Genomic DNA, 24,730 nt, shown 5'->3' with positions numbered 1-24,730 from the left:
AAGGAGAAACAAACATGACTAAACCATTAGACGGTATTCGCATTATTGACTTCACCCACGTTCAAGCGGGTCCTGCATGTACTCAGCTTTTGGCTTGGTACGGTGCTGACGTTATCAAAGTAGAGCGTCCAGGTTCTGGTGACGTAACCCGTAGCCAATTGCGCGATATTCCAGGTGCAGATGCTTTGTACTTCACCATGCTCAACGGTAATAAGCGTTCTTTGACTCTCGATACTAAGACTCAAGAAGGTAAAGAAGTTTTAGAAAAAATGATCAAAACTTCTGATGTGATGGTTGAGAACTTCGGTCCTGGCGCTTTGGATCGCATGGGATTCTCTTGGAAGCGTATCCAAGAATTGAACCCAAAAATGATCATGGCATCTGTTAAAGGCTTTAGCGATGGCCACTCATACGAAGACTTAAAAGTGTATGAGAACGTTGCTCAGTGTGCTGGTGGTGCCGCTTCCACAACCGGTTTCTGGGATGGTCCTCCTACAGTTTCTGCTGCAGCTTTGGGCGACTCCAATACTGGTATGCATTTGGCAATCGGCATCTTGACAGCCTTGATGCAACGTGAAAAAACTGGCAAAGGTCAAAAAGTATCTTGCTCAATGCAAGATGCTGTATTGAACTTGTGCCGTGTGAAGTTGCGCGATCAACAACGTTTGGACAAAATTGGTTACTTGGAAGAGTATCCACAATATCCACACGGTTCATTCACTGACGTAGTGCCACGTGGCGGTAACGCTGGTGGTGGCGGTCAGCCAGGTTGGGTGTTGAAGTGTAAGGGTTGGGAAACTGATCCAAACGCATACATCTATTTCACCATTCAAGGTCACGCTTGGGAGCCAATTACTAAGGCTTTGGGTAAGCCAGAGTGGGCAACTGATCCAGCGTACATGACTGCTGAAGCTCGTCAAGACAAGATTTTTGACATCTTCGCAACGATTGAAGATTGGCTCAAGGACAAGACTAAATACGAAGCTGTGGACATCCTCCGCAAGTTCGATATTCCATGTGCTCCAGTTCTCTCTATGAAAGAATTGGCTGCTTCACCTGACCTGCGTAAGAGCGGTTCGATCGTTGAAGTCGATCACAAGGTACGCGGCAAGTATTTGACCATCGGTAGCCCAATCAAGTTCTCTGATTTGGAAATCGAAGTGAAGCCATCTCCCGTATTGGGCGAGCACACTGATGAAGTGTTGGCTGATCTTGGTTACAGCGCTGACGACATCGCTAAGTTGCATACTGCTAAAGCAGTTTAATTATTAGTAGTTAGCATCAAAGTGAAGGCGCTCCTCGTGAGCGCCTTTTTTATTTTCCATGAAAACTGCGATAGACTAACCTCATGAATACAAGTGTAGATTTGCATCAGTTGGTAGAGTGTGTTGGTGATGCGATTGTCGTAGCGGATGCCAATGAAAAAATTGTATTGTGGAACCCTGCTGCCACACGAATCTTTGGTTACTCAGAAGCGGAGGCGCTCGGCAAGACTTTAGATTTGATTGTTCCTGAACGTCAACGTCAAACGCACAAGGAAGGCTATAGCAAGTCTATGGAGACCGGCACCACCCGCTATGGCACTTCCTTGTTGAAGGTGCCAGCCAAACATCAAGATGGCAGCACACTATCGATTGCATTTACCGTCGGCATGCTTTTTGATGGCAGTCAGAAGGCAAATGGAGTGGTGGCTATCATTCGGGATGAAACACAGCGTTTTGCGGAAGAGAGGGCGCTCAAAAAGCGAATCTCCGATCTTGAAAACCCCGATTCATAGCTTCATGCAGTCCCTAGGAATGGCTAATTTAGTCTGAAGCGGCATATATGCCTAATAATTAGGCGCACTATATTTATCCTGATTACCCGCTGGTAAAATTGCCGGAATTCAAAATTTCATTCTTATTAGGACTTAAACCATGGCAAAAGCACTAGAAGGGGTCAAAATCCTCGACTTTACGCACGTTCAATCTGGACCAACCTGTACTCAGTTGCTGGCTTGGTTTGGTGCAGATGTGATCAAGGTAGAAAAATCAGGCGAAGGGGATGCTACACGCGGTCAACTCCGCGACATTCCGGATGCAGATAGTTTGTATTTCACAATGCTCAATCACAACAAGCGTTCCATTACTGTCAATACCAAAACCCAAAAGGGTAAAGAAATTTTGGAACGTTTGATTAAAGAGTGTGATGTTCTGGTGGAAAACTTTGCACCAGGCGCACTGGATCGCATGGGTTTTTCTTGGGAGCGCATTCAAGAACTCAATCCGATGATGATCATGGCCTCTGTAAAAGGTTTTGGTCCCGGCCCATATGAACATTGCAAAGTGTATGAGAACGTAGCGCAATGTGCTGGTGGCTCCGCTTCGACAACGGGTTTTGATGATGGGCCTCCCATGGTAACTGGCGCCCAAATTGGTGATAGCGGCACTGGCTTACATTTGGCATTAGGCATCGTCACTGCACTTTACCAGCGCACCCATTCTGGTCGTGGTCAAAAAGTATTAGCAGCTATGCAAGATGCGGTACTGAACTTGTGTCGTGTGAAATTACGTGATCAACAGCGTCTTGAGCGCGTAGGTTTGATGCAAGAGTACCCACAATTCCCGAACGGTGAGTTTGGTGACGCTGTACCCCGCGCCGGTAATGCCTCTGGCGGTGGTCAGCCTGGTTGGATTGTGAAGTGTAAGGGCTGGGAAACTGACCCCAACTCATATATCTATGTCGTGGTGCAAGCCCCAGTGTGGGAGGCGATTTGCAAAGTCATTGGTCATGAAGATTGGATTACTGATGTGCGCTTCGCATCCCCAATGGCACGCTTGCCACATTTGATGGAGATTTTTGGCGAGATTGAAAAATGGACCATGACGTTGACGAAGTTCGAGGTCATGGATACATTGAATAAGTACGACGTTCCATGCGGCCCAATTCTTTCTATGAAAGAGATTGCTGAAGAGCCTGCCTTGCGCGCAACTGGTACGGTGGTTGAGGTCGATCATCCAATTCGCGGCAAGTATCTGACTGTTGGCAACCCCATTAAGATGTCTGATAGCCCAACGGAGGTAACTCGTTCACCATTGCTTGGTGAGCATACTGATGAGATTCTCAGTGAGTTAGGTTATTCCACAGATGAATTGATTGCTCTTCGTCACGATAAGGTTATCTAAGATGCGGGTTGCCTTGATTGGGAGTGCTGACTTTGGTAAAGCTACATTGGAAGCTTTTTTAGATCGTGGCGATGAAGTCGTTGCCGTTTTCTGCCCGCCAGATAATCCCAAATCAACTAAGCCAGAAGTCCTTAAAGAGGCAGCTTTAGCGAGAGGCTTAACGCCCTTGCAGTTTGCTTCCTTAAAGAGTCCTGAGGCTGCTCAGGCCATGATCGATAGCAATGCTGATATTTGTGTCATGGCGTATGTATTGCAGTTTGTGCCGCAAGAGCTCTGCAAAATTCCGGAGCACGGCACGATTCAATATCACCCATCGCTCTTACCAAAATATCGCGGCCCTAGCGCTATTAATTGGGCGATTGCATTAGGCGAAGATAAAACTGGCCTAACCATTTTCCGACCATCCGATGGCTTGGATGAGGGCGAAGTCATTTTGCAAAAAGAAGTGGTGATTGGCCCTGATGACACTTTAGGCAAGATCTACTTCGACCATCTATTTCCGGTAGGCGTCAAAGCCCTCATGGAGGCTGCCGACTTGGTGGTTTCAGGTAAGCACCAAGAAGTCGTTCAAGATGAATCCAAGGCCAACTATGAGGGCTGGTTTGATGGCAATGCCGCGCAGATTCATTGGTCGACACATATTAGTCAAATCTATAACTTGATTCGTGCCTGCAACCCTGCTCCTGGTGCATGGACGAAATTTGGCGAGCAAAAGGTGCAGATCTACGATTGTCATAAGCACGTAGCTGCTACCTTCAGTGCAGTCAAAGGCAAACCTGGTGAGGTAACACAAATCACCTTAGATTCATTCTTCATTACCTGCCATGGTGGGCAAATCGAAGTTCTCAAGGCGAAGGGTATCTCGGGAAAAGTGACTGGCGCTGAATTGGCGAAAGAATTGAATCTACAAGTAGGGCAGTTCTTCGGGCTCTAACCTTTTTCTCGGCCGCTTACTTAATCTAGCTATGGCAAATCAATCAAAATTAGAGTCTGAAGATGGATTAAAGCCTCAAACACCTGCCGATATCAGAAAAGAGCAAGTCGAGGTTACCGTTGATCATGGAAGTTCGACTGCGACTGGACCCGCAACCTCAAGGAGAGCTGGGCTGAGTAAGCGTGAAATTATGGAAGAATTATCTCGTCAACGATTTCCCTGGGACGAGTAAGCTGCAGGCAGGCCTAAGGATTAAATCTCTAGATTATCAATTAAGCGGGTTTTACCAAGCTTTGCTGCAGTGAGAATCACGAGTGGCTCACCGGCCTCAAGGCTTTCATTGGAGGCTGGAGCTAAATCACTCTGCTGACGAATGGCAATGTAATCTGGATTCCAGCCACGCCCAGCAAGCGATGCAACGGCAACTTTTTCAATTTCAGAAAGAGATTTTGCATCCCGCGCACTTAAATCGAGTACCCGTTGGCGCACCTCTTTTAATGCTTTCATCAGTTCAGGTGCCTCTGCTCGTTCTTCGGATGAGAGATAGCCATTACGGGAGGAAAGGGCTAGGCCATCATCAGCACGAATGGTTTCGCCAGGAACGATGTCTACAGGCAAAGCAAATTGTTTGGCCATCTGACGAATAATCATCAGCTGTTGATAATCTTTTTTACCAAATACTGCAACCTTGGGCTGCACGCAGGAAAAAAGTTTTAGTACAACTGTACACACGCCTTTAAAGAAGCCGGGTCGGAATTCACCTTCAAGGATGTCACCAAGTTGCTGAGGTGGGTCAACGCGGTACTCTTGAGGTTGTGGGTAGAGATCGCGCTCAGTAGGCGCAAATAGAATATACACACCTTCCTTTTCAAGCTTCTCAATATCCGCTTGCATAGTGCGTGGGTAGCTATCAAAGTCTTCGTTTGGACCAAATTGCAAACGATTAACGAAGATGCTGGCAACTACTGGATCTCCATGTTGCCTTGCAAGGCGCATGAGCGATAAATGACCTTCGTGCAAATTACCCATCGTTGGCACAAATGAAGCACGGTTTTGGCCACGCAGGTGGTCACGCAACTCCTGAATGTCGCTAATAATTTTCATGCAACGGGTGTGTAGGCCAGTCGAACGTAAATTGGGGCGTAGGGCTCAGCTTGAGTAATTTCTACTAAGGCTTCGCGTGAGAGTTCTAACATCGCGATGAAATTGACGATCACAACAGGGATGCCTTTCCCAGACTTAATGGCATCTTCAAATAACTCACCAAACTCGATGAAACGCGTGCTTTGCAAACGACGCAGAATACGAGTCATAAAGTCACGGACAGAGAGTTCTTCACGAGTAATGGTGTGATGTTGATTAAGCTTAGCGCGGTGTAAAACATCACGCCAAGCCATCTGCAGGTCTTCTAAGTTCACTTCTGGCCATGTGATGGCAACAGTGGTGTCTACAAAACCATGCGCTACTTGAAAGTCACGGCCTTGTTGTGGAATTTGATCCAGTTCTTGGGCTGCAAGTTTCATGCGCTCATACTCTAGGAGACGACGAACTAATTCTGCGCGTGGATCTTCCACTTCCTCTTCGCTATCTGCCTTCTTCATTGGTAGCAGCATGCGAGATTTAATCTCAATCAACATCGCTGCCATCAATAAATACTCTGCGGCAAGCTCAAGGTTTGAATGGCGAATTTGATCGATATAGCTCAAGTACTGTTGAGTAACCTGAGCCATTGGAATATCAAGTACGTTGAAATTCTGTTTACGAATCAGATACAACAACAGATCTAAAGGACCTTCAAATGCTTCTAGAAAAACTTCTAATGCATCCGGCGGAATATAGAGATCAGTAGGAAGCTTGAAGAGAGGCTCGCCATAGAGTTTGGCAAATGCTTCCGACATCCCATCAGTTACTGACGGGGTGCTATCTAGTAAGTCGGATATTGGCTGAGTACTTGGCTCAGTCATTCGAATAAACGTAAGCGCGTTGTTTTAATTTGGCGGCCTTAGCACGGCGCTGGTCCTCAACGGTGAGGGGTTCCTTATCCCATAAGAGGGCGCGGCCAGCTTGCTGCTCCGCCTCGAGATTAGGTTTCTCGGATTTAAGTTCATTTAAGAACTGGGTGAATTCGGATTGATATCTTGCCATGGTATTTCCTAAAATACTCAATAAATTCAATAACTTATATAATTAATACCAAAAGTCATCTAAAGACTGCGATCACTATTATAGGTGCTTTTTAGGGTGATTTTTACAAGTTTGCAGCCAGCAAAGCCTCAATTTGAGGGGCTTCAACCCGAGTCATGAGGTGCTTGTAAGCTTTGATTGGGTTCTTGCTAGAAAGCGGAGTATTGATATCACTCCAAGATTGCGGTGGCAGGGAGAGAAATTCTTCTGCGCCAGTGGCAACTTGTGGAATGACCGGCTTGAGATACAAGCTAAGCATTCGGAAGGCTTCTAGGGTAACGCTACAGACGCGTTGCAAATCTGCTTCGCGCTCTGGGTCTTTAGCAATGTCCCAAGGTTTATTTTCATCCACGAAACCATTGACCATGTCAGCGAGCTCCATGATCGTACGCAATGCTTTTGCATATTCGCGCCCTTCATAAAGCTCGGCAATCTTTTCACTAGATGCAGTAATTTCTTTTAGCAAGGGATTGTTCATGGATTCATCAGACATAACACCGCCAAAACGTTTTACTAAGAAGCCGGCGCTACGACTAGCAATATTGATGTATTTGCCTAATAAATCGCTATTCACGCGTGCTACAAAATCTTGAAGATTTAAATCTAAATCTTCCATACTGTCATTGAGTTTGGTCGCAAAGTAATAGCGGAACCACTCGGGATTAAAGCCGCACTCAATCACGCTATTGGCAGAGATTAATGTGCCACGTGACTTGCTCATCTTTTCGCCATCAACGGTTAAGAAGCCGTGCGCAAATACATTGGTGGGAGTGCGATAGCCAGAAAATTTCAGAGTAGCCGGCCAGAACAAGGTGTGGAAATACAAAATATCTTTGCCAATGAAATGGTATTGCTCGGTGGTCGTATCTGGTTTGACCCACTCGTCAAAGTTTAAGCCTTTAGCCTGGCAGTAATTGAGGAAGCTAGCGTAGTAGCCAATTGGAGCGTCAAGCCAGACGTAGAAGTACTTGCCGGGTGCATCCGGGATTTCAAAGCCGAAATAAGGGGCATCGCGGGAGATGTCCCAGTCACCCAGCTTGCTTTCGCCTGGCTGACCAACCCACTCTTTCATTTTGTTGCGTGCTTCGGGTTGCAATGGCGTTTTGACTTGAGTCCACTCACGCAAGAACTCTTCGCAGCGCGGATCGGATAACTTAAAGAAGTAGTGATCAGAAATCTTTTTGATGGGCGTTGCGCCACTGACGACCGAGAAGGGATTCTTCAGATCAGTAGGTGAGTAGGTGGCACCACATTTTTCACAGTTATCACCATATTGATCTTTAGCGCCACACTTAGGGCATTCGCCTTTAATGAAGCGATCAGGCAAAAACATCTCTTTAACTGGATCGTAGGCTTGTTCGATAGCCCGCTTTTCAATTAGCCCGGCGTCACGTAATTTCAGATAGATACTTTGCGCTAGCTTTTCATTCTCAGGGCTATCGGTGGTGTAGTAGTTATCAAATGAGATGAGGAAGTTATCAAAGTCGCGCTTATGTTCCTTCCAAACTGTGGCGATTAATTCCTTTGGGGTGACCCCTTCTTTTTCTGCTCGCAACATGATTGGCGTGCCATGGGTATCATCAGCGCCAACATAGTGAACCTCATGACCGCGCATCCGTTGAAAACGGACCCAAATATCAGTTTGCACATATTCCACCAAATGACCAATGTGAATCTGGCCATTGGCGTAAGGCAAGGCTGAGGTAACAAGAATGCGACGCTGGGAGCTACTCATGTAATGCGGACTTAAATAAGAAGGTTAAATTAGGGGTAATGCTCAATTATGCCGAGCTTGTGCAGTGATTTTAGTCTGCGGTTAAAGTAAAACACCGCGAAGTCTTCATAAACCCCGATAAACTCCAATTTCCACTCAATTTAGAAAGTGTTTTATGGTCGTAAAACCCAATATTCAGATGTCTAGCGCCTCGGTGCCCTTGGTGCACGAGGTGGAGATATTGGATGAGGCGGGCAGGAAAAAGCTAACCCATATTCCCGGGGAGCGCTCGTTGACGATCTACTTAGATAAGCGCGAAGTCGTTACTTTGATGACCCTCGGAAGCGCTCCTGAGGCTTTGGTACTGGGGTATTTACGCAATCAGCGTTTGGTGCAGTCGCCGGATGATATCGAAAGCATCCAGGTTGACTGGGAGACAGATTCTGCTGCAGTCAAGACTCGCCGCAGCACTGTGGATATTGATGCCTTAACAAGCAAGCGGGTTGTGACTACTGGGTGTGGTCAGGGCACAATGTTTGGTGGCCTAATGGAGGAGATATCCGAAATCGCCCTTCCAGAGGGGCCCAAACTGTCTCAAGAGGCAATCGTTACCTTAATTGATGCGATTCGGGTTCACGATTCGATTTACAAGCAGTCTGGATCTGTACATGCCTGCGCAGTATTTGAGAGGGATGGTGATGATGGCGTGAAACTCCTCCACTTTATTGAGGATGTAGGTCGCCACAACGCAGTCGACTCCATTTCTGGTTTGATGTGGTTAGCCAATAAGCCAGGCAAAGATTTGATCTTCTTTACTACTGGCCGCTTAACTTCTGAGATGGTTATTAAGGGGGCTCAGATGGGCGTTCCTTTTCTCCTAACCCGCTCAGGGGTCACCCTGATGGGTTTAGAGTTAGCTCGTAAAACCAATCTCACCATTTTGTCTCGTTGCTCTGGAAAACACTTTGAGATTTATAACGCCCCTGAGCGGGTGATTTTTACCTAAAACAGCGCATTTTTAGTGCTCAGGCCTCGATAAATGGTGGGTTGAGTCAGCGAAGGTTTTACAATTCGCCCATGACTATTAAATCTGACCACTGGATCCGCCGCATGGGTGAACAAGGCATGATCAGCCCGTTCGAGCCTGGACAAATTCGTCAAGACGCTGCTGGCAACAAAATCGTGAGTTATGGCACATCAAGCTATGGCTATGACATTCGGTGCGCAGACGAATTCAAAATCTTCACCAACATCAACAGTACGATTGTTGACCCGAAGAACTTCGATGAGCAATCTTTCGTTGATTTCAAGGGTGATGTTTGTATCATCCCTCCAAATTCATTTGCGTTAGCAAGGACTGTTGAGTATTTCAAGATTCCACGCAGTGTATTAACGGTTTGCGTTGGTAAGAGTACGTACGCTCGTTGCGGCATTATTGTGAACGTCACTCCATTCGAGCCTGAGTGGGAGGGTTATGTCACTTTAGAGTTTTCAAACACCACGCCGTTACCTGCAAAGATTTATGCTGGCGAGGGATGCGCACAAGTTCTCTTCTTTGAGAGCGATGAGGTCTGCGGTACATCATATAAAGATCGTGGCGGTAAGTATCAAGGTCAGCGGGGCGTGACCCTGCCTAAGACCTAAGCTATTCACGGTAGTGCGTAAATTTCTTTTCAATCGTCGCCCCGCGCGTATTGACTTAGATGAATATCGTGCCACCCTTACGCGCTCGGAAGTAGCGCGCCCCGAAAACAATTTTTATCATTGGCTTCTAGGCACCAGCTGGGCAAGCTTTATGCTGCTGGTGGTCTTGGTGTATCTGGGCACCAATCTTGTATTTGCATTTGCATATCTTGCTTGTGGCGATGGGGCAATTACCCACGCTCAGTCTGGATCGCTCTTAGATGTTTTTTTCTTTAGCGTGCAGACCATGGCGACGATTGGTTATGGGCGTATGACGCCAGTTGGTTCTTGGCCGAATGCAATTGTGACCTTTGAGGCATTTTTTGGCATCGTCTATTCTGCTTTAACAACCGGCTTAGCCTTCGCACGCTTCACCAGGCCGACTGCTGGTGTGCGGTTTTCAAAGGTGGCAGTAGTTGGCAATCACGATGGTATTAAAACCTTGAAGTTTCGGGTCGCTAATGATCGAAGTTCCCATATTGTTGAGGCCCAGCTGCGGCTTTGGTTAATTGCCGAGAGCATGACTTCAGAGGGCGAGCGCTACCGTCGATCTGTCGAGCTTGCCTTACATCGCTCTGAAAGTCCGGTCTTTTCTTTAACCTGGACGGCCATGCATAGTGTTGATGAGACGAGCGCCTTAAATGACTATCTGGGCAATAGTGCTCTTAATGGCCGCTGGCACTTACTCATCACCTTTACTGGCTATCACGAGAGCCTTGCAAACCAGGTTTATGCCCGGCATGTTTACTTACCTAGAGATGTCCAGCAAAATGCGACATTTGTCGATATAGTCACGGTTTCGTCAGACGGCGGTCGGATAATTGACCTTTCTAATTTTGAGCAGTGGGTTCCGAATGCATCGGACCGCATAGCAGGGGAGTTTTTATGAAATTTCGTTTCCCAATCATCATTATTGATGAGGATTTTCGTTCCGAAAATATTTCGGGTTCGGGTATTCGCGACCTTGCCGAGGCAATTGAGCATGAGGGCATGGAGGTCATTGGTTTAACGAGCTACGGTGACCTGACCTCTTTTGCGCAACAAGCTTCCAGAGCATCCTCTTTCATTGTTTCGATTGATGATGAGGAGTTTGTATCCGATTCTGAAGACCATGATCTTCCTGCTTTAAATAATTTGCGCGCCTTTATCACTGAGGTTCGTAAGCGTAATGAAGATATCCCTATCTTCTTGTATGGTGAGACTCGCACCTCACGCCATATGCCAAATGACATCTTGCGTGAATTACATGGTTTCATTCACATGAATGAAGACACCCCAGAGTTTGTAGCGCGTCATATCATTCGTGAAGCAAAGGTGTACCTCGATTCATTGGCACCCCCATTTTTCCGTGCATTAACCAATTACGCTTCCGAAGGCTCCTATTCTTGGCACTGTCCTGGACACTCTGGTGGTGTTGCTTTCTTAAAGAGCCCAGTCGGTCGGATGTTCCATCAGTTCTTTGGTGAGAACATGCTGCGAGCTGACGTTTGCAATGCTGTAGAAGAATTAGGTCAACTGCTAGACCACACTGGCCCAGTGTTGCAGAGTGAACGTAATGCTGCGCGCATCTTTAATGCCGACCATTTGTTCTTTGTCACCAACGGCACGTCCACATCAAACAAAATTGTCTGGCACTCCACTGTAGCCCCCGGAGACGTGGTCTTGGTAGATCGTAATTGCCATAAATCGGTGATTCACTCAATCACCATGATGGGTGCAATTCCGATTTTCCTTATGCCAACCCGCAATCACCTTGGCATTATTGGTCCAATTCCAAAAGAGGAATTCGAGTGGGCCAATATCAAGAAGAAGATTGACGCTAATCCATTTATTAAGAATAAAAATGTTGTCCCACGCGTCATGACGTTGACCCAGAGTACCTATGATGGCATCGTCTACAACGTTGAGATGATTAAAGAGATGCTTGATGGCAAGGTGGATTCCTTGCACTTTGATGAAGCATGGTTGCCGCATGCCGCCTTCCACCCATTCTATAAAGATATGCATGCCATTGGCTCTGATCGCAAGCGTACCAAGAAGAGTTTGATGTTTGCGACCCAGTCTACGCATAAGCTGCTGGCTGGTTTGTCACAAGCTTCGCAAGTATTGGTTCAGGATGCCGAAGAGACCAAGCTTGATCGTGATTGCTTCAACGAAGCCTATCTCATGCACACCTCAACTAGTCCGCAGTACGCCATTATTGCCTCCTGTGATGTCTCTGCTGCCATGATGGAGTCACCAGGCGGCACTACCTTGGTAGAAGAGTCGATTGCGGAAGCAATGGACTTCCGTCGCGCGATGCGTGAGGTGGATGACAAGTTTGGTGCAGACTGGTGGTTCAAGGTCTGGGGTCCAGATCACTTAGCAGAAGAAGGAATTGGCGAGCGTTCGGATTGGGTTTTAGAGCCGAACGCCTCTTGGCATGACTTTGGTAAGCTCGCTAAAGACTTCAATATGCTTGACCCGATCAAAGCTACAGTCGTCACGCCAGGACTGGATATCGAGGGTCACTTCGGTTCCATGGGTATCCCTGCAAGCATTGTGACTAAGTACCTTGCCGAGCATGGGGTAATCGTGGAGAAGTGCGGCTTGTACTCTTTCTTCATTATGTTCACCATCGGCATTACTAAAGGCCGCTGGAATACTTTGGTTACAGAGCTGCAACAGTTTAAGGATCACTTTGACAAGAATGCGGCATTATGGAAAGTGCTTCCGGAGTTTGTCGCTAAGCACCCACGTTATGAGCGTGTTGGTCTGAAAGATATTTGCCAGCAGATTCATGAGTTCTATAAGAGCCGTGACGTAGCCCGTATGACTACGGAAATGTATACCTCTGATATGGAACCAGCAATGATGCCATCAGAGGCATGGGCAAAGATGGCTCATAAGGAGGTAGATCGCGTTCCCCTGGATCAATTGGATGGTCGTGTAACTGCCATGCTGGTTACTCCCTATCCTCCAGGCATTCCACTATTAATTCCAGGCGAGCGTTTTAATAAGCGCATTGTTGACTATCTTTACTTTGCCCGTGACTTTAATGAGAAGTTCCCAGGCTTCGAGACAGATATTCATGGCTTAGTGAAAGCGGATGTCGATGCCCGCAGTGAATACTATGTTGATTGTGTCAGGCAAGAGCGCGACATCACACTTTAATCAAGAGGCTATATCTTGCTAGGAGCAGGCGCGCAGGTGACCTAAAGATCTGCGCGGCCTTGTTTGATTGCGGCAAGCACTTGAGAGGGCGATGTCCCTCCAGCGTGCTGGCGGGACTGTACCGAGCCATCCACTGTCAGCAAAACAAAGACATCATCTCCAATAAGTTCAGGGCGCGTGTCTAGGCCACAGGCAAAGCGTAATTCTGAGAGGCTTAAGTCAGTGAGCATGCAGTTTCTGCCGACGCACGCTTTAACGGCGTGAGCAACAGCCTCATGGGCATCACGGAAAGCGAGGCCTTTTTTAACAAGGTAGTCGGCTAAGTCAGTTGCTGTGGCAAAACCCTCTTCAGCAGCAGCTTTCATTACGTCAGCCTTCACTTCGATGTGAGGAACCATATCGGCAAAAATACGCAGCGTATCTTGCACTGTGTCCACCGCATCGAATAGAGGTTCTTTATCTTCTTGGTTATCCTTGTTGTAGGCGAGGGGCTGACTCTTCATCAGCGTTAACAATGAGATGAGGTCGCCATAAACACGACCAGTCTTGCCCCGCGCCAATTCAGGGACATCAGGGTTCTTCTTTTGCGGCATGATGGAGCTGCCAGTACAGAAGCGATCTGGTAAATCAATAAAGCCAAAGCGTGGACTGAGCCAAAGTACGAGCTCTTCTGAAAGGCGTGATACATGCATCATCAGGATGGACGCAAAAGCGCAAAACTCAATGGCAAAGTCACGATCTGACACAGCATCCAATGAGTTATTGCAAATACCATCAAAGCCCAGGATCTTGGCAACCTGCTCCCGATCAATTGGGTAGGTGGTGCCAGCTAAGGCGGCAGCACCTAATGGTAGACGATTAAAACGTGCACGCAAATCAGTCAAGCGGCTGGCATCGCGACTAAACATTTCGTAATAGGCCATTAAGTGATGACCAAAGGTAATTGGTTGTGCAACTTGCAAATGCGTGTGACCAGGCATGATCGTGCCAGCATGTTTTTCTGCCAGATCCAATAGTGCAGTTCGTAAAGTTTTGAGGGTGGCAGCAATTTCATCGACGCTGGCGCGTAACCACAAACGCAAATCTGTTGCCACCTGGTCGTTACGTGAGCGACCAGTATGTAAACGCTTTCCCGCATCGCCAACCAATTCAGTCAGGCGTGCTTCAATATTGAGGTGAACATCCTCTAAGGCCAATTGCCAATGAAATTGGCCAGCCTCGATCTCGCTCTTAATTTGCGCCATGCCATTTTGAATATCAGCCAAATCTTGACTGCTGATGATCTTTTGGGAGGCCAACATTTGGGCGTGTGCCAGGGAGCCTGCAATATCGACCATTGCAAAACGCTGATCAAAGCCGATGGAGGCCGTATAACGCTGGACAAGCTCGTTAACCGGTTCGTCAAAACGGGCCGACCAAGCTTGGGCTTTGTTGGCTAAGGAATTTTTAGATGAGCTCATAAACACAGTATATTGGTGTAGGTCTTTGCTTATTTTAAATGTTATGTCCCAAACCCTGAATTCTTCCTCCCTATCAGCCCCTCAGCGCCTAGTAATTGCCTCCCGTGAAAGTCGTCTAGCCATGTGGCAGGCTGAACACGTCCAAGATTGCCTAAAAAAGCTCTATCCAGACTGTGATGTCCAGATTTTGGGAATGACTACCCGCGGGGACCAGATTTTGGATAAAGCCCTCTCTAAAGTGGGTGGCAAGGGTCTTTTTGTGAAAGAGCTCGAAACTGCTCTTGAGGATGGGCGCGCTGATTTGGCGGTTCATTCCCTAAAAGATATGCCCATGGTTATGCCGGAGGGATTTGATCTTGCTTGCGTTATGGCAAGAGAAGATGCGCGTGATGCATTTGTCTCAAATGATTTTGCAAGCCTTGAAGATTTACCCAAGGATACGATTGTGGGTACTTCCAGTTTACGTCGGGAGTCAGTGCTGCGAGCAAAATTTCCTCATCTAGAAATTCATCCCTTGCGTGGCAATTTAGATACGCGCATGGCTAAGTTAGATCGCGGTGAGTATCAGGCAATTATTTTGGCTGCTGCAGGTTTGAGGCGTTTAGGTTTAGAAAGTCGTATTCGTACCTACCTTCCTTATGACCCATACACACCAGCTGCTGGTCAAGGAGCCTTAGGTATTGAGACTTTGAGCAAGCACCCGAATATCAAACAATGGCTGGCCCCCCTCAATGACCTGGCAACTTGGTATGCAGTTTCCGCTGAGCGTATGGTGTCTCGTCAACTTGGGGGTTCTTGTGAAGTACCCTTGGCGGCCCATGCAGTATGGGGCGCAGGCCAAATGCAAATCCATTCATTTGTTGCAAGTGTTGATGGCAAAGCGATTTGTTTGGCCAATGGCAAAGCAGCAGTGCAATCGATTGAAGATGCAGAAGCCTTGGGCCTTGCTGTCGCCCAAGACTTACTAGCCCAGGGCGCTGCAGATCTAATTCCTAAGATTTCCAAATAAAAAAACAGTAGCGATGAGTACGAAAACCATCGTCGTCACTAGGCCTAGTGGCCAAGCTCGTCAACTCATTGAGTTGCTGACCAATAGCATCGAAAAGAGTGGGGTTGCTAAGCGTAGCCTACCTGAGATTATTTCACTCCCTTTGCTGACGATCGTCCCCAAGACGGATGATCATTTAGCTGATCACATTGCCACCGCTTTAAAAGATGCAGATCTTGCAATCTTCGTTAGCCCCAATGCAATTGAATGCGTGATGCGTTTACTAGAGCGCGATTGGCAAGCATTTTCTAAAAAGATTATTCCAATTGGGGTGATGGGTGGAAGCAGTCGGTTTGCATTAGAAAACCATGGCATTGGCCAAGAAAAGACTCCTACCCCGATATTGATTCCCGAGAACAATGAGCAATGGGATTCAGAAGGTTTATGGCAAGAGCTCCAGGCTCTTAAGTGGGATTGGACAGTCAAAAAGATCGTTATCTTTAAGGGCGAGGGCGGCCGAGAATGGCTAGCTGATACCTTAGTAAAAGCGGGGGCTAAGGTAGAGGCAATTTCTACTTACACTCGTGTACCTTTAGATCTTGATAGTCCTGCTTGGGATGCAATTCATGAGATAGATTTTTCAAAATCCCTTTGGTTACTCACCTCATCTGAGGCTGTGCGTTATCTAGGTCAAGTGGGTAAAGATCAATTTCCTCAAAGCCTGCAACGTGCAAGCGCCTTATGTCCACATCACAACATTGCCGATACAGCCGAGATGATTGGATTTGGTGAAGTGTTTACGACTGAGCCTGGTGATGAGGCTCTCATTAAAGCGAGCCTAGCCTGGCTAACACTCTAAGCTTTTAAAAGCTTAGTAAAGCTGGCAAGAAAATTTCATTCACCAGGACTGGATGACCCTTTAATTGATAGAGGGTGCGACGAGCCCATAGGGGTGAGCTTAATTCAGGGTAATTCCTGGAACATCGTTTCCACAAATCACTACTTTTATCTAAACGCGCAATATCTCGCGGCGGTTTTACTTTGGAATGCTTGCGTGTTTTGGCAAAGAGTACAGCCCCAAGAGGCTTTGTTCCCAGCCGTAGAACAGCATGATTGCTACCGCTAGAGCTAAGGGTCGGTATAACGCTACGCGCCATTACTAAGGGAACATTATTTGCGCACAAAAGTACTTCGCGTACTCTGCAACGTCTTAGCTTGAAATGGAAATAGCGACTTTCGTCGCTATTGAGTGATTGAGGGCAATCTCGCAAAATCTGTACTTCTAGTTTTTGACCAATTACTTTCTCAAGTTTTTGGGTGAGAGACCCAGTGTCACTAAGCCATGGTTGCCACTTCCGTGGCGCCCGATGAATTTCACCGGAACCGACTCGATTCCATGCAGAACGGAGACGATTACGGTGAATCATTTTTAGCTACCGCTAAAGTTCCGACGTTGACCGCCAGACTTTGGTTTGGCAAAACGCGGGCCACCCGCTGGGCGTGCTGGACGTGAGTCCGCAGAACGCGCAGGGCGTGAATCAGCAGAGCGAGCTGGACGTGAGTCAGTAGAGCCAGTCGAACGCGCCTCGAAATGATTGCCCGAACGATTACCACCACCAGAGCCACCACCACCAGAACGAGATTCAGAACGTGCGCCTGAACCATAGCGACCACCGCCACCACCAGAACGATTGCCACCACCGCCGCCTGAGCGACCACCACCAGAACGATTGCCACCACCGCCACCACCAAAGCTAGGCTTGGCTTGCGGCTCGAGACCAGCAATGACTGATGCCACGATATCTTGCTGTGTAAAGCGCTCGATATTGCGGATCTTGGCGCGATCGCGATGTTCAACCAAGGTGATGGCTACGCCATTGCGACCAGCGCGACCAGTACGGCCGATACGGTGCGTATAGTCTTCTGGTTTCATTGGTAGGCCGAAGTTAATGACGTGACTGATACGTGGCACATCAATACCGCGAGCCGCTACGTCCGTTGCAACCAAAATCTTGGTGTGGCCTTTACGTAAAGACTCTAGGCGACGCATACGCACAGCTTGAGGCATTGCACCGTGAAGGGCGCTAGCTTCGTAGCCATTAGCACGCAAGGTATCGGCGATTTTTTCGCTTTCAACCTGAGTGCTAGCAAACACAACTGCCTGATCCAAAGTGGCATCAGCCAAAATGTGCTCAAGTAACTTGTGCTTATGTGACATGCTGTCAGCCCAATGTAACTTCTGTTCGATGTTGGCATGCTTTTCACCTGCGTGAGCAAGTTCAATGCGCTTGGGATCTGTAGTCAATTCATTTGCCAAAGACATAATCTTTGGTGCAAAGGTTGCAGAGAACATCAAGGTTTGGTTACGGCCTGCACAACGTTTATCAATTGCCTCGAGATCATCCGCAAATCCCATGTCTAACATGCGATCGGCTTCGTCAATAACGAGTTGTTTTACATCATCTAGACGAATTGCTTTGCTGTCGCATAGATCGAGTAAACGGCCTGGAGTTGCGACTACTAGCAATGCACCCTTCAGGGCTTGGATTTGCTTGCCGTAAGGCATGCCACCCATGACAGTTGCAATACGGATGCCTTTCATGCCGCGAACTAGGTTCACTGCATCAGCGGCAACCTGTTGAGCTAACTCACGAGTAGGGCAGAGCACTAACACTTTAGGTTGCGCGCGACCTGGTACAGGTGAGTTATTCGGGTTGTCTTCAATGAGTTGATTGATTAAAGGTAATAAAAAGGCTGCAGTTTTACCGCTACCAGTTTGGCTACTGACTAATAAGTCACCACCAGCCAAGGCTGCAGGAATAACCTGAGCTTGTACAGCAGTAGCTTGGGTATAACCCAGTTCAGCAACGTTTTTAAGGAGTGATGCCGCTAAGGCAAAAGACTGGAACTCAGTTCCAGCGTGCTTTGAGTCATGTGACTCGTGTTTAGTTTCTTTAGAAAAAGTCATGCTATTACACATCCCCTTTAAGGGATGTCTCCGTATGTTGCACCCATGGTTTTGTAGGGTGCGATGGTCAAAGGCATCGACCATCAGACAGGCGGCAGCGCGTTTTTTGACTTCGGTGTTTATAACTTCTAAACGGAACGCTGAAATATAGCTGGGGGGCGATGAATCAAATTGCTTTAAAAAGCCTCTTATTATGGCAGTTTGAGAGGGTGATTACAAGGGTTTTCCCGAATTAATTACTTTAGATGACGAATAAGACGCTCTGTCTTCTTGTCGTAGGGCGGGTGTGCAGCTTGCGTGCCTTTAAAAAGACTTGTGCCTAATAAGCCACGCACTTCCAGAATAGGCTTTGCATGGCTAAAAGCGTCAAAGCCAGCTTTACCTTTGCATGCGCCCATACCACTTGCGCCAATTCCGCCGAATGGTAATGACTCGACTACTGCATGCAATAGCGTGTCATTGATAGTGACGCCACCAGAGCGAGTTTCTTCTAAAACCCGCTGCATATTCTTTTTGCTTTTACCAAACCAGTAAAGCGCTAAAGGATTGGGTCTACTGTTGACATAGGCAATTGCTGCAGCAGTATCGGTAACGATCACTATGGGAAGTATTGGCCCAAAGATTTCTTCATGCAGGACGCGGGCTTGGGGTGAGACGTCAATCAGTACTACAGGCTCAAATCTGCGTGCACCTACTGCAGGATTGCTGAGCAATGGAATTGCTTTTGCCCCACGATCAACGGCATCACTAACTAAGTGTTGCCAGTGCTGCAACTGGTCATCATCAATCGGACCAGTCAATTCTTCGGGATTGCTAAATTGGGATTGTGCTGCAGTTTGCAGTTCTTGAATAAAAGTAGCTTGAATGTTTTGTTCAATCAATACGTAATCTGGAGCAATGCACGTTTGACCGCTATTCAGTAATTTTCCATAGACAATAGAAGCAGCCGCCTCTTGGAGTTTGGCGGTGGAATCAATGATGGCTGGTGTTTTGCCGCCAAGCTCTAGGGTTACTGGAGTCAGGTTTTCAGCAGCAGCGCGCATTACTTTTTTACCAATAGCTTCTGAGCCAGTGAATGAGAGATGGTTAAATGCAAGTGCAGCAAATTGTTCTGCTACTTCAATGCCACCAGTAGTGACACAAAACTCACTAGGGTGAAAATACTCTTGAATTAAGCTCGCTAAAAATCCAGAAGTACGAGAACTGCGATCAGAAGGTTTGAGCCAAACTCGGTTACCAGCGGCAAGTGCAGCTATTGCAGGAACGAGCGCCAATTGAATTGGGTAATTCCAGGGGCTGATGATGCCAACAACACCAATGGATTGACTTTGAATCCAGGCTTCTGAGGAGCTCAAATACAAAGGCACTTCCACTTGCACGGGTTTCATCCACTCTTTGAGATGTTTGCGGGCGTACTTACAAGCCTGATACACCATCTGAAGCTCGGCGAGCTGGGTTTCAATGGGGTGACGGATGCCAAAGTCTGCGATGAGTGCTTTGCAGATTTTTTCTTCATTGGCCCGAAGCATCTTTTCGATGCGAACAATGCGCTCCAGTCTGACTTCAAGACTGGGGTTTGGTTCTGCAGCATAGGCCGCTTTAATTTCATCGAGTTGTATGGTGAAGCGATTCATAGGCGATTAATAGTTGGCAGATATTGAAATAAGGCATTAGGATAAAGCCATGAACCAAAGCTTAGATAAAAACCAGCCTACTCTAGAGCGTGCCACCTTAGGTGGCGGCTGTTTTTGGTGCCTAGAGGCTGTTTACCAGCAAATTTCAGGGGTCAAATCAGTTGTTTCCGGATACGCTGGAGGCGCTAGACCTAACCCCACTTATGAAGCAGTTTGCACAGGGGTTACTGGACATGCAGAAATTGTAGACATGATGTTTGATCCGGAGATCGTCTCATTTAGGGATTTGTTGGAGATCTTCTTTGTGATTCATGATCCCACCACCTTGAACTATCAAGGCAATGATCACGGTACGCAATATCGTTCGGTGATCTTTACGCACAGCGATGAACAATCTAAAGTTGCGCATGAAGTGGTGAAGGAGCTTGATGATTCAAAAATCTATTCTAGACCCGTGGTAACGCAGATTGATGCGGCGCCAACCATCTTTCCTGCTGAAGACTATCACCAGAATTACTTTGTGCAACACCCAAATCAAGGCTACTGCATGGCAGTGGTTGCACCGAAGTTGGCAAAGTTCAGGGCGAAATTTAAAGCGCTGATAGCGCCCCAATACTCTTAGGGAGCTAGGCGGTTTACCTGCCAAGTTGACCCATCTAGCTTGTAGTAGATACGATCATGCAGCCTGGAAGGGCGGCCCTGCCAAAATTCAATTTCAGTTGGTTGTAAGCGATAACCACCCCAATGATCAGGGCGCGGCGGCGCATCCCCAAACTCTGCTTTAAAGCGTTTTTCAGCTTCTTCTAAAAATTCACGATTGGGGATGGCTGCGCTTTGCGGTGAAGCCCAGGCGCCAATTCGCGATGCGGGAGGGCGAGAATGAAAGTATTCATCGCTTTCAGCGGCGCTCACCCGCTCCACCGCTCCTTGAATGCGGATTTGACGCTCTAGCTCGTGCCAATGAAAAAGTAGGGCGGCTTGCGGACGGGCCGCTAAATCTTTACCTTTTTGGCTTTCATAGTTGGTGAAAAAGGTGAAGCCCTTTTGGTCGGCACCTTTTAGTAAGACAATACGAGCTGATGGGTTTCCTGCTTGATCGGCGGTAGCCAAGGTCATGGAATTAGGTTCAGGACACTCTGCTCTTACGGCTTGGTCAAACCAAAGCTGAAAAAGAGGAAATGGATTGCTTGGAACATCGGTTTCCGATAGCTGGCCAAAGGTGTAGTTTTTGCGAAGTTGGGCAATAGAGTCCATTTATTCAGTATAAAGAAGCCATGGCAGAAGACAAGAAAGAAACAAATATCGAAGATCGTCGTTTTGGCGGGGTCTCTAGACTCTATGGTCCTGAGCTGCGCGAGCGCTTTCACAATGCGACGGTGGTGGTAGCTGGTTTAGGTGGAGTCGGTTCTTGGGCGGCAGAAGCATTAGCTCGAACTGGAATTGGGCACCTAGTCTTAGTTGACTTTGATCACATTGCAGAGAGTAATACCAATCGTCAATTGCATGCCTTAGAAGGCCAGTATGGCAAAGCCAAAGTAGAGGCAATGACTCAGCGCATTTTGCAAATTAATCCCGAGATCCACTTGACACCCTGCGATGAGTTTCTAACACCAGAAAATTTAGATGTACTCATACCGCGTGATGCTTTGGTTTTGGATGCCACAGATTCTGTTCAAACGAAAATTGCTTTATCAGTATGGGCAACCGCTCATCATCGTGCGCTAGTGATGTGTGGTGCCGCTGGTGGTAAGTCCGATCCAACTTCGGTGCGTTGTGATGATCTCTCTCGAACTGAGCAGGATGCATTATTGGCAAAGGTGCGCCAAGGACTCAGACAAGATCATGGTTTTTCAAGAAACCTGAAGAAAAAAATTGGTATCCGCGCTATTTACTCTCATGAGCCCAGGGCCGGCGCGGCCAATGGTGGCTTAGCTTGCTCTGGCTACGGATCCACCGTCATGGTGACCGCAGCCTGTGGCCTTGCGGCTGCTGCTGAGATTTTGAATCTCATTGCCGCCAAAGCTTAATTGCAATTTGTATGCAGTAAATCCTTAAGGGGATTCCCTGTAGGAAATTACTGATTCTTTTGCAGTCGGGAATATTTTCTGGTGTGCTCCGGTCTTGATTTATATGACATTTCATTCCTAAGCAAATTATTTTTTATTGTTTTAACAACTTTAGGCATTTTTAGCCCCTAGTGCATCTGCCTAGCACTCCCTAGACTTTGCCTCGTTGGTAAATCAGCCAACGACAAATCGAAAGGGGGTCTCTTTTGCAGACTGAACACACTGGCTTAAAACGCCATCTCAAAGTAAGACACATTCGCTTGATGGCGTTAGGCTCAACGATTGGCGTTGGATTATTTCTAGGCTCAGCAAGTGCAATCAAAATTGCTGGGCCATCGATTCTCCTGGGCTACCTATTGGCGGGGATCGTGGCTTTCATCGTGCTGCGCACCCTCGGTGAAATGGCAGTGCATGAACCGGTTGCCGGATCTTTTGCAGCTTATGCCAATAATTATGTGGGGCCATTAGCTGGCTATATGGTTGGCTGGGGGTATTGGACCTATTGGATCGTGGTTGGCATTGCTGAGGTCACAGCAGTTGGCATTTATATGGGTATTTGGTTCCCCGAAACGCCACAGTGGATCTGGGCACTGTCATCGATTGTAATGATGGGTTTAATCAATCTCATTGCCGTCAAAGTGTTTGGTGAGTTTGAGTTCTGGTTTGCCTTAATCAAGGTGGTGGCGATTGTTGCCATGATTGCGCTGGGTGGTTCTGTCATCTTATTTGGGTTTACCAATGATTGGCAGCCAATTGGCTTGAGTAATTTGTGGCAGCATGGCGGCTTCTTTCCCAATGGCATCAGCGGTATGTTGCTCTCCTTACAGATGGTCTTATTTGCCTACGTTGGCATTGAGATGATTGGTTTATCTGCAGGCGAAGCTGAGAACCCACGCAAAACAATCCCCATGGCAATTGATTCATTGGCGTGGCGCATCTTGATTTTTTACATGGGTGCAATCTTAGTCATTCTGGCAATCTTCCCTTGGAATGAGGTAGGACAACAGGGCAGTCCTTTTGTGGTGATGTTTGAGCGCATTGGTTTGCGTGAGGCAGCTGGCTTGATTAACTTTGTTGTCATCACGGCAGCGCTTTCATCCTGCAATGCTGGCATCTTTAGTGGCGGCCGACTTCTGTACTCTTTATCGAGCAATGGTTATGCGCCAGCACCTTTTGCAAAGTTATCCAGGTATGGTGTTCCTCATCGTGCGGTAATGGCTACTGTCGCTGTTTGTATGACTGGCGTTATTTTGAATTACTTTGTTCCTGACAAGGCTTTTCAATACATCATGGCTGCGGTGACCTTTGTTGGCTTGATGGTCTGGATTGCAATCTTGTTTACGCAACTCAAATTCCGCCGCTCATTAACTAAATCCCAGGTTTCTGAACTTGCGTATCGCACTCCTTGGTACCCATATTCCTCATGGTTTGCTCTGGCATTCATTTTTCTTGTCGTTGTGCTGATGGGTTTCCATGAGGATGCACGGATTGCATTGATATTAGGCCCGTGCCTATTGGCGGTGTATCTGGCGATGTTCTACATCGTTGGTTTGCACCATAAAACAAAAAGTAATCGTGAATTCAAATAACAGGAGATAGAAATGATTATTGGCGTACCTCAAGAAGTAAAAAATAATGAGTTTAGAGTGGGCTTAACCCCGGGCAATGTCAGCGGGCTCTGTAAACAGGGCCACACTGTTCTCGTTCAACGTGGCGCAGGAGAACAGATTGGCCTAACGGATGAGTCCTATCGGATTGCAGGTGCTTCACTCATCAACAGCGCAGCAGAAGTATTTCATAAGGCCGAGATGATTGTGAAGGTCAAAGAGCCGCAAGCGCAAGAATGTGCCATGCTGCGCGAGGATCAAATTCTGTTTACTTATCTGCATTTAGCTCCAGATCCAAAGCAGACAAAGGCATTAATTGATTCTGGTGCCACCTGTATTGCCTATGAAACAGTGACTGCCATCAACGGGGCGCTGCCGCTGCTAGCCCCGATGAGCGAAGTGGCTGGTCGCATGTCAATTCAGGCGGCTGCATCTCATCTAGAAAAAACGCATGGTGGTTTGGGTGTTTTGATGGCTGGGGTGCCTGGCGTATCACCAGCCAAGATCGTCATTTTGGGCGGCGGGGTGGTGGGCCGTAATGCTTTGCAGATGGCAGTAGGTATCGGTGCTGATGTGTGTATCTTTGATCGTGATATTGATCGCTTACGTCAAATCGATATGCTTTACGGTAATCGGGTACGAACTTTTTACTCAGATAACTTGCTAATAGAGCAAGAAGTTTGTGAGGCAGATGTTGTGATTGGTGCAGTACTACTCCCTGGTGGTGCAGCACCAAAGTTAGTGACGCATGAGATGGTGAAAAAGATGAAGCCAGGCTCAGTCGTGGTAGATGTTGCAATTGATCAGGGTGGGTGCTTTGAAACCTCCAAGCCCACTACTCATGCTGACCCCACCTTCTTAGTGGACGGTGTATTGCACTATTGCGTTGCTAATATGCCTGGAGCAGTTGCAAGAACTTCTACCTTTGCATTAACGAATGCTACCTATCCATTTGTGGAGGCTTTGGCTAATCGAGGGGTGATGGAAGCTCTATCGATTGACCATCACTTGCGTAATGGTCTGAGTGTGCATAAGGGTGTATTAACCTCTAAGCCAGTAGCGTTGGCGCAAGGCTTAGACTTTGCTTTGGCAGAGGAGCTCTTGGTCGCATAAGTTGTTTTGTATGGATTTGTAGTTTTGCATCATGTGGACACATTGGGGATTTAAACTGTCCC

24 protein-coding genes are annotated in these 24,730 nt (G+C 47.4%); 15 read left to right on the top strand and 9 right to left on the bottom strand.

The window, feature by feature from the left end; genetic code table 11:
* Window positions 1–14 precede the first annotated feature (14 nt).
* The 5 genes from frc (C2740_RS06450) (at window position 15) to C2740_RS06430 (ending at window position 4,330) form a co-directional block, all read left to right on the top strand.
* The gene (frc, locus tag C2740_RS06450; protein ID WP_215292459.1) at window positions 15–1,265 is read left to right on the top strand and encodes a formyl-CoA transferase; all 1,251 of its coding nucleotides are present in this window, start codon (window positions 15–17) and stop codon (window positions 1,263–1,265) included.
* Window positions 1,266–1,348: 83 nt separating this feature from the next.
* A complete protein-coding gene (locus C2740_RS06445; RefSeq protein ID WP_215292457.1) occupies window positions 1,349–1,777 on the top strand; it encodes a PAS domain S-box protein in 429 nt (142 codons plus the stop codon).
* A gap of 139 nt (window positions 1,778–1,916) precedes the next feature.
* On the top strand, window positions 1,917–3,164 hold the full coding sequence (gene frc / locus C2740_RS06440; protein ID WP_215292455.1) for a formyl-CoA transferase: 1,248 nt from the start codon (window positions 1,917–1,919) through the stop codon (window positions 3,162–3,164).
* 1 nt (window position 3,165) lies between these two features.
* A complete protein-coding gene (locus tag C2740_RS06435) occupies window positions 3,166–4,098 on the top strand; it encodes a methionyl-tRNA formyltransferase (RefSeq protein ID WP_215292453.1) in 933 nt (310 codons plus the stop codon).
* 31 nt (window positions 4,099–4,129) lie between these two features.
* Window positions 4,130–4,330, top strand: a complete 201-nt coding sequence (locus C2740_RS06430) for a hypothetical protein (protein WP_215292452.1) — start codon at window positions 4,130–4,132, stop codon at window positions 4,328–4,330.
* Between the two features lie 20 nt (window positions 4,331–4,350).
* On the opposite strand, the gene panC is transcribed toward C2740_RS06430, so the two are convergent.
* The 4 genes from panC to metG all read right to left on the bottom strand — a co-directional run bounded on the left by panC (window position 4,351) and on the right by metG (window position 8,017).
* Complete coding sequence (gene panC, locus C2740_RS06425; protein WP_215292450.1) at window positions 4,351–5,202, bottom strand: pantoate--beta-alanine ligase; 852 nt, start codon at window positions 5,200–5,202, stop codon at window positions 4,351–4,353.
* A complete protein-coding gene (locus tag C2740_RS06420) occupies window positions 5,199–6,062 on the bottom strand; it encodes a ScpA family protein (protein WP_215292448.1) in 864 nt (287 codons plus the stop codon). Before C2740_RS06420 ends, panC begins: the two co-directional genes overlap by 4 nt.
* Window positions 6,055–6,243, bottom strand: coding sequence for a DUF3460 family protein (locus C2740_RS06415; RefSeq protein ID WP_215292446.1), 189 nt, complete (start codon window positions 6,241–6,243; stop codon window positions 6,055–6,057). The genes C2740_RS06420 and C2740_RS06415 overlap by 8 nt, the downstream gene beginning before the upstream one ends.
* A gap of 103 nt (window positions 6,244–6,346) precedes the next feature.
* The gene (metG, locus tag C2740_RS06410; protein ID WP_215292444.1) at window positions 6,347–8,017 is read right to left on the bottom strand and encodes a methionine--tRNA ligase; all 1,671 of its coding nucleotides are present in this window, start codon (window positions 8,015–8,017) and stop codon (window positions 6,347–6,349) included.
* Between the two features lie 154 nt (window positions 8,018–8,171).
* Here metG and C2740_RS06405 point away from each other — a divergent pair, with 154 nt between their 5' ends.
* The 4 genes from C2740_RS06405 to C2740_RS06390 all read left to right on the top strand — a co-directional run bounded on the left by C2740_RS06405 (window position 8,172) and on the right by C2740_RS06390 (window position 12,832).
* A complete protein-coding gene (locus tag C2740_RS06405) occupies window positions 8,172–9,002 on the top strand; it encodes a formate dehydrogenase accessory sulfurtransferase FdhD (RefSeq protein WP_215292437.1) in 831 nt (276 codons plus the stop codon).
* Between the two features lie 71 nt (window positions 9,003–9,073).
* Window positions 9,074–9,640, top strand: coding sequence for a dCTP deaminase (gene dcd, locus C2740_RS06400; RefSeq protein WP_068948880.1), 567 nt, complete (start codon window positions 9,074–9,076; stop codon window positions 9,638–9,640).
* A 13-nt stretch (window positions 9,641–9,653) separates the two neighbouring features.
* Entirely contained in the window at window positions 9,654–10,568 is a 915-nt protein-coding gene (locus C2740_RS06395; RefSeq protein WP_215292435.1) for an ion channel, read from the top strand.
* Window positions 10,565–12,832: an arginine/lysine/ornithine decarboxylase gene (locus C2740_RS06390; protein ID WP_215292433.1), complete on the top strand. Its 2,268-nt coding sequence runs from the start codon at window positions 10,565–10,567 to the stop codon at window positions 12,830–12,832. Before C2740_RS06395 ends, C2740_RS06390 begins: the two co-directional genes overlap by 4 nt.
* Window positions 12,833–12,873: 41 nt before the next feature.
* On the opposite strand, the gene argH is transcribed toward C2740_RS06390, so the two are convergent.
* Window positions 12,874–14,292 carry an argininosuccinate lyase gene (argH, locus tag C2740_RS06385; RefSeq protein ID WP_215292431.1) on the bottom strand — a complete coding sequence of 473 codons (1,419 nt, stop codon included), beginning with the start codon at window positions 14,290–14,292 and terminating at the stop codon, window positions 12,874–12,876.
* A gap of 43 nt (window positions 14,293–14,335) precedes the next feature.
* Here argH and hemC point away from each other — a divergent pair, with 43 nt between their 5' ends.
* Both hemC and C2740_RS06375 read left to right on the top strand, forming a co-directional pair.
* Window positions 14,336–15,301, top strand: a complete 966-nt coding sequence (gene hemC, locus C2740_RS06380) for a hydroxymethylbilane synthase (protein WP_215292429.1) — start codon at window positions 14,336–14,338, stop codon at window positions 15,299–15,301.
* Window positions 15,302–15,314: 13 nt separating this feature from the next.
* Window positions 15,315–16,139: a uroporphyrinogen-III synthase gene (locus tag C2740_RS06375; RefSeq protein WP_215292427.1), complete on the top strand. Its 825-nt coding sequence runs from the start codon at window positions 15,315–15,317 to the stop codon at window positions 16,137–16,139.
* A gap of 4 nt (window positions 16,140–16,143) precedes the next feature.
* Here the strand turns inward: C2740_RS06375 and C2740_RS06370 are convergent, their stop codons facing one another.
* The 3 genes from C2740_RS06370 to C2740_RS06360 form a co-directional block, all read right to left on the bottom strand.
* Window positions 16,144–16,707, bottom strand: a complete 564-nt coding sequence (locus tag C2740_RS06370) for a chorismate lyase (protein ID WP_215292425.1) — start codon at window positions 16,705–16,707, stop codon at window positions 16,144–16,146.
* A gap of 2 nt (window positions 16,708–16,709) precedes the next feature.
* Entirely contained in the window at window positions 16,710–18,248 is a 1,539-nt protein-coding gene (locus C2740_RS06365) for a DEAD/DEAH box helicase (protein ID WP_215292423.1), read from the bottom strand.
* A gap of 236 nt (window positions 18,249–18,484) precedes the next feature.
* Complete coding sequence (locus C2740_RS06360) at window positions 18,485–19,882, bottom strand: coniferyl aldehyde dehydrogenase (protein ID WP_215292422.1); 1,398 nt, start codon at window positions 19,880–19,882, stop codon at window positions 18,485–18,487.
* A gap of 49 nt (window positions 19,883–19,931) precedes the next feature.
* Between C2740_RS06360 and msrA the strand changes: the two genes are divergently transcribed.
* Entirely contained in the window at window positions 19,932–20,504 is a 573-nt protein-coding gene (gene msrA, locus C2740_RS06355) for a peptide-methionine (S)-S-oxide reductase MsrA (RefSeq protein WP_215292420.1), read from the top strand.
* Here the strand turns inward: msrA and pdxH are convergent.
* A complete protein-coding gene (gene pdxH, locus C2740_RS06350) occupies window positions 20,501–21,136 on the bottom strand; it encodes a pyridoxamine 5'-phosphate oxidase (RefSeq protein WP_215292418.1) in 636 nt (211 codons plus the stop codon). The genes msrA and pdxH overlap by 4 nt on opposite strands.
* 20 nt (window positions 21,137–21,156) lie before the next feature.
* Between pdxH and C2740_RS06345 the strand changes: the two genes are divergently transcribed.
* The 3 genes from C2740_RS06345 to ald all read left to right on the top strand — a co-directional run bounded on the left by C2740_RS06345 (window position 21,157) and on the right by ald (window position 24,668).
* A complete protein-coding gene (locus C2740_RS06345; protein WP_215292416.1) occupies window positions 21,157–21,909 on the top strand; it encodes a ThiF family adenylyltransferase in 753 nt (250 codons plus the stop codon).
* A gap of 245 nt (window positions 21,910–22,154) precedes the next feature.
* The gene (locus tag C2740_RS06340; protein WP_215292414.1) at window positions 22,155–23,537 is read left to right on the top strand and encodes an amino acid permease; all 1,383 of its coding nucleotides are present in this window, start codon (window positions 22,155–22,157) and stop codon (window positions 23,535–23,537) included.
* 12 nt (window positions 23,538–23,549) lie between these two features.
* Window positions 23,550–24,668, top strand: coding sequence for an alanine dehydrogenase (gene ald / locus C2740_RS06335; RefSeq protein ID WP_215292412.1), 1,119 nt, complete (start codon window positions 23,550–23,552; stop codon window positions 24,666–24,668).
* The last annotated feature ends 62 nt before the right edge of the window (window positions 24,669–24,730 follow it).

This window comes from Polynucleobacter sp. MG-5-Ahmo-C2 (genome assembly GCF_018687735.1).
Classification (GTDB): Bacteria; Pseudomonadota; Gammaproteobacteria; order Burkholderiales; family Burkholderiaceae; genus Polynucleobacter.
This window is presented reverse-complemented; position numbering and strand designations above follow the sequence as displayed.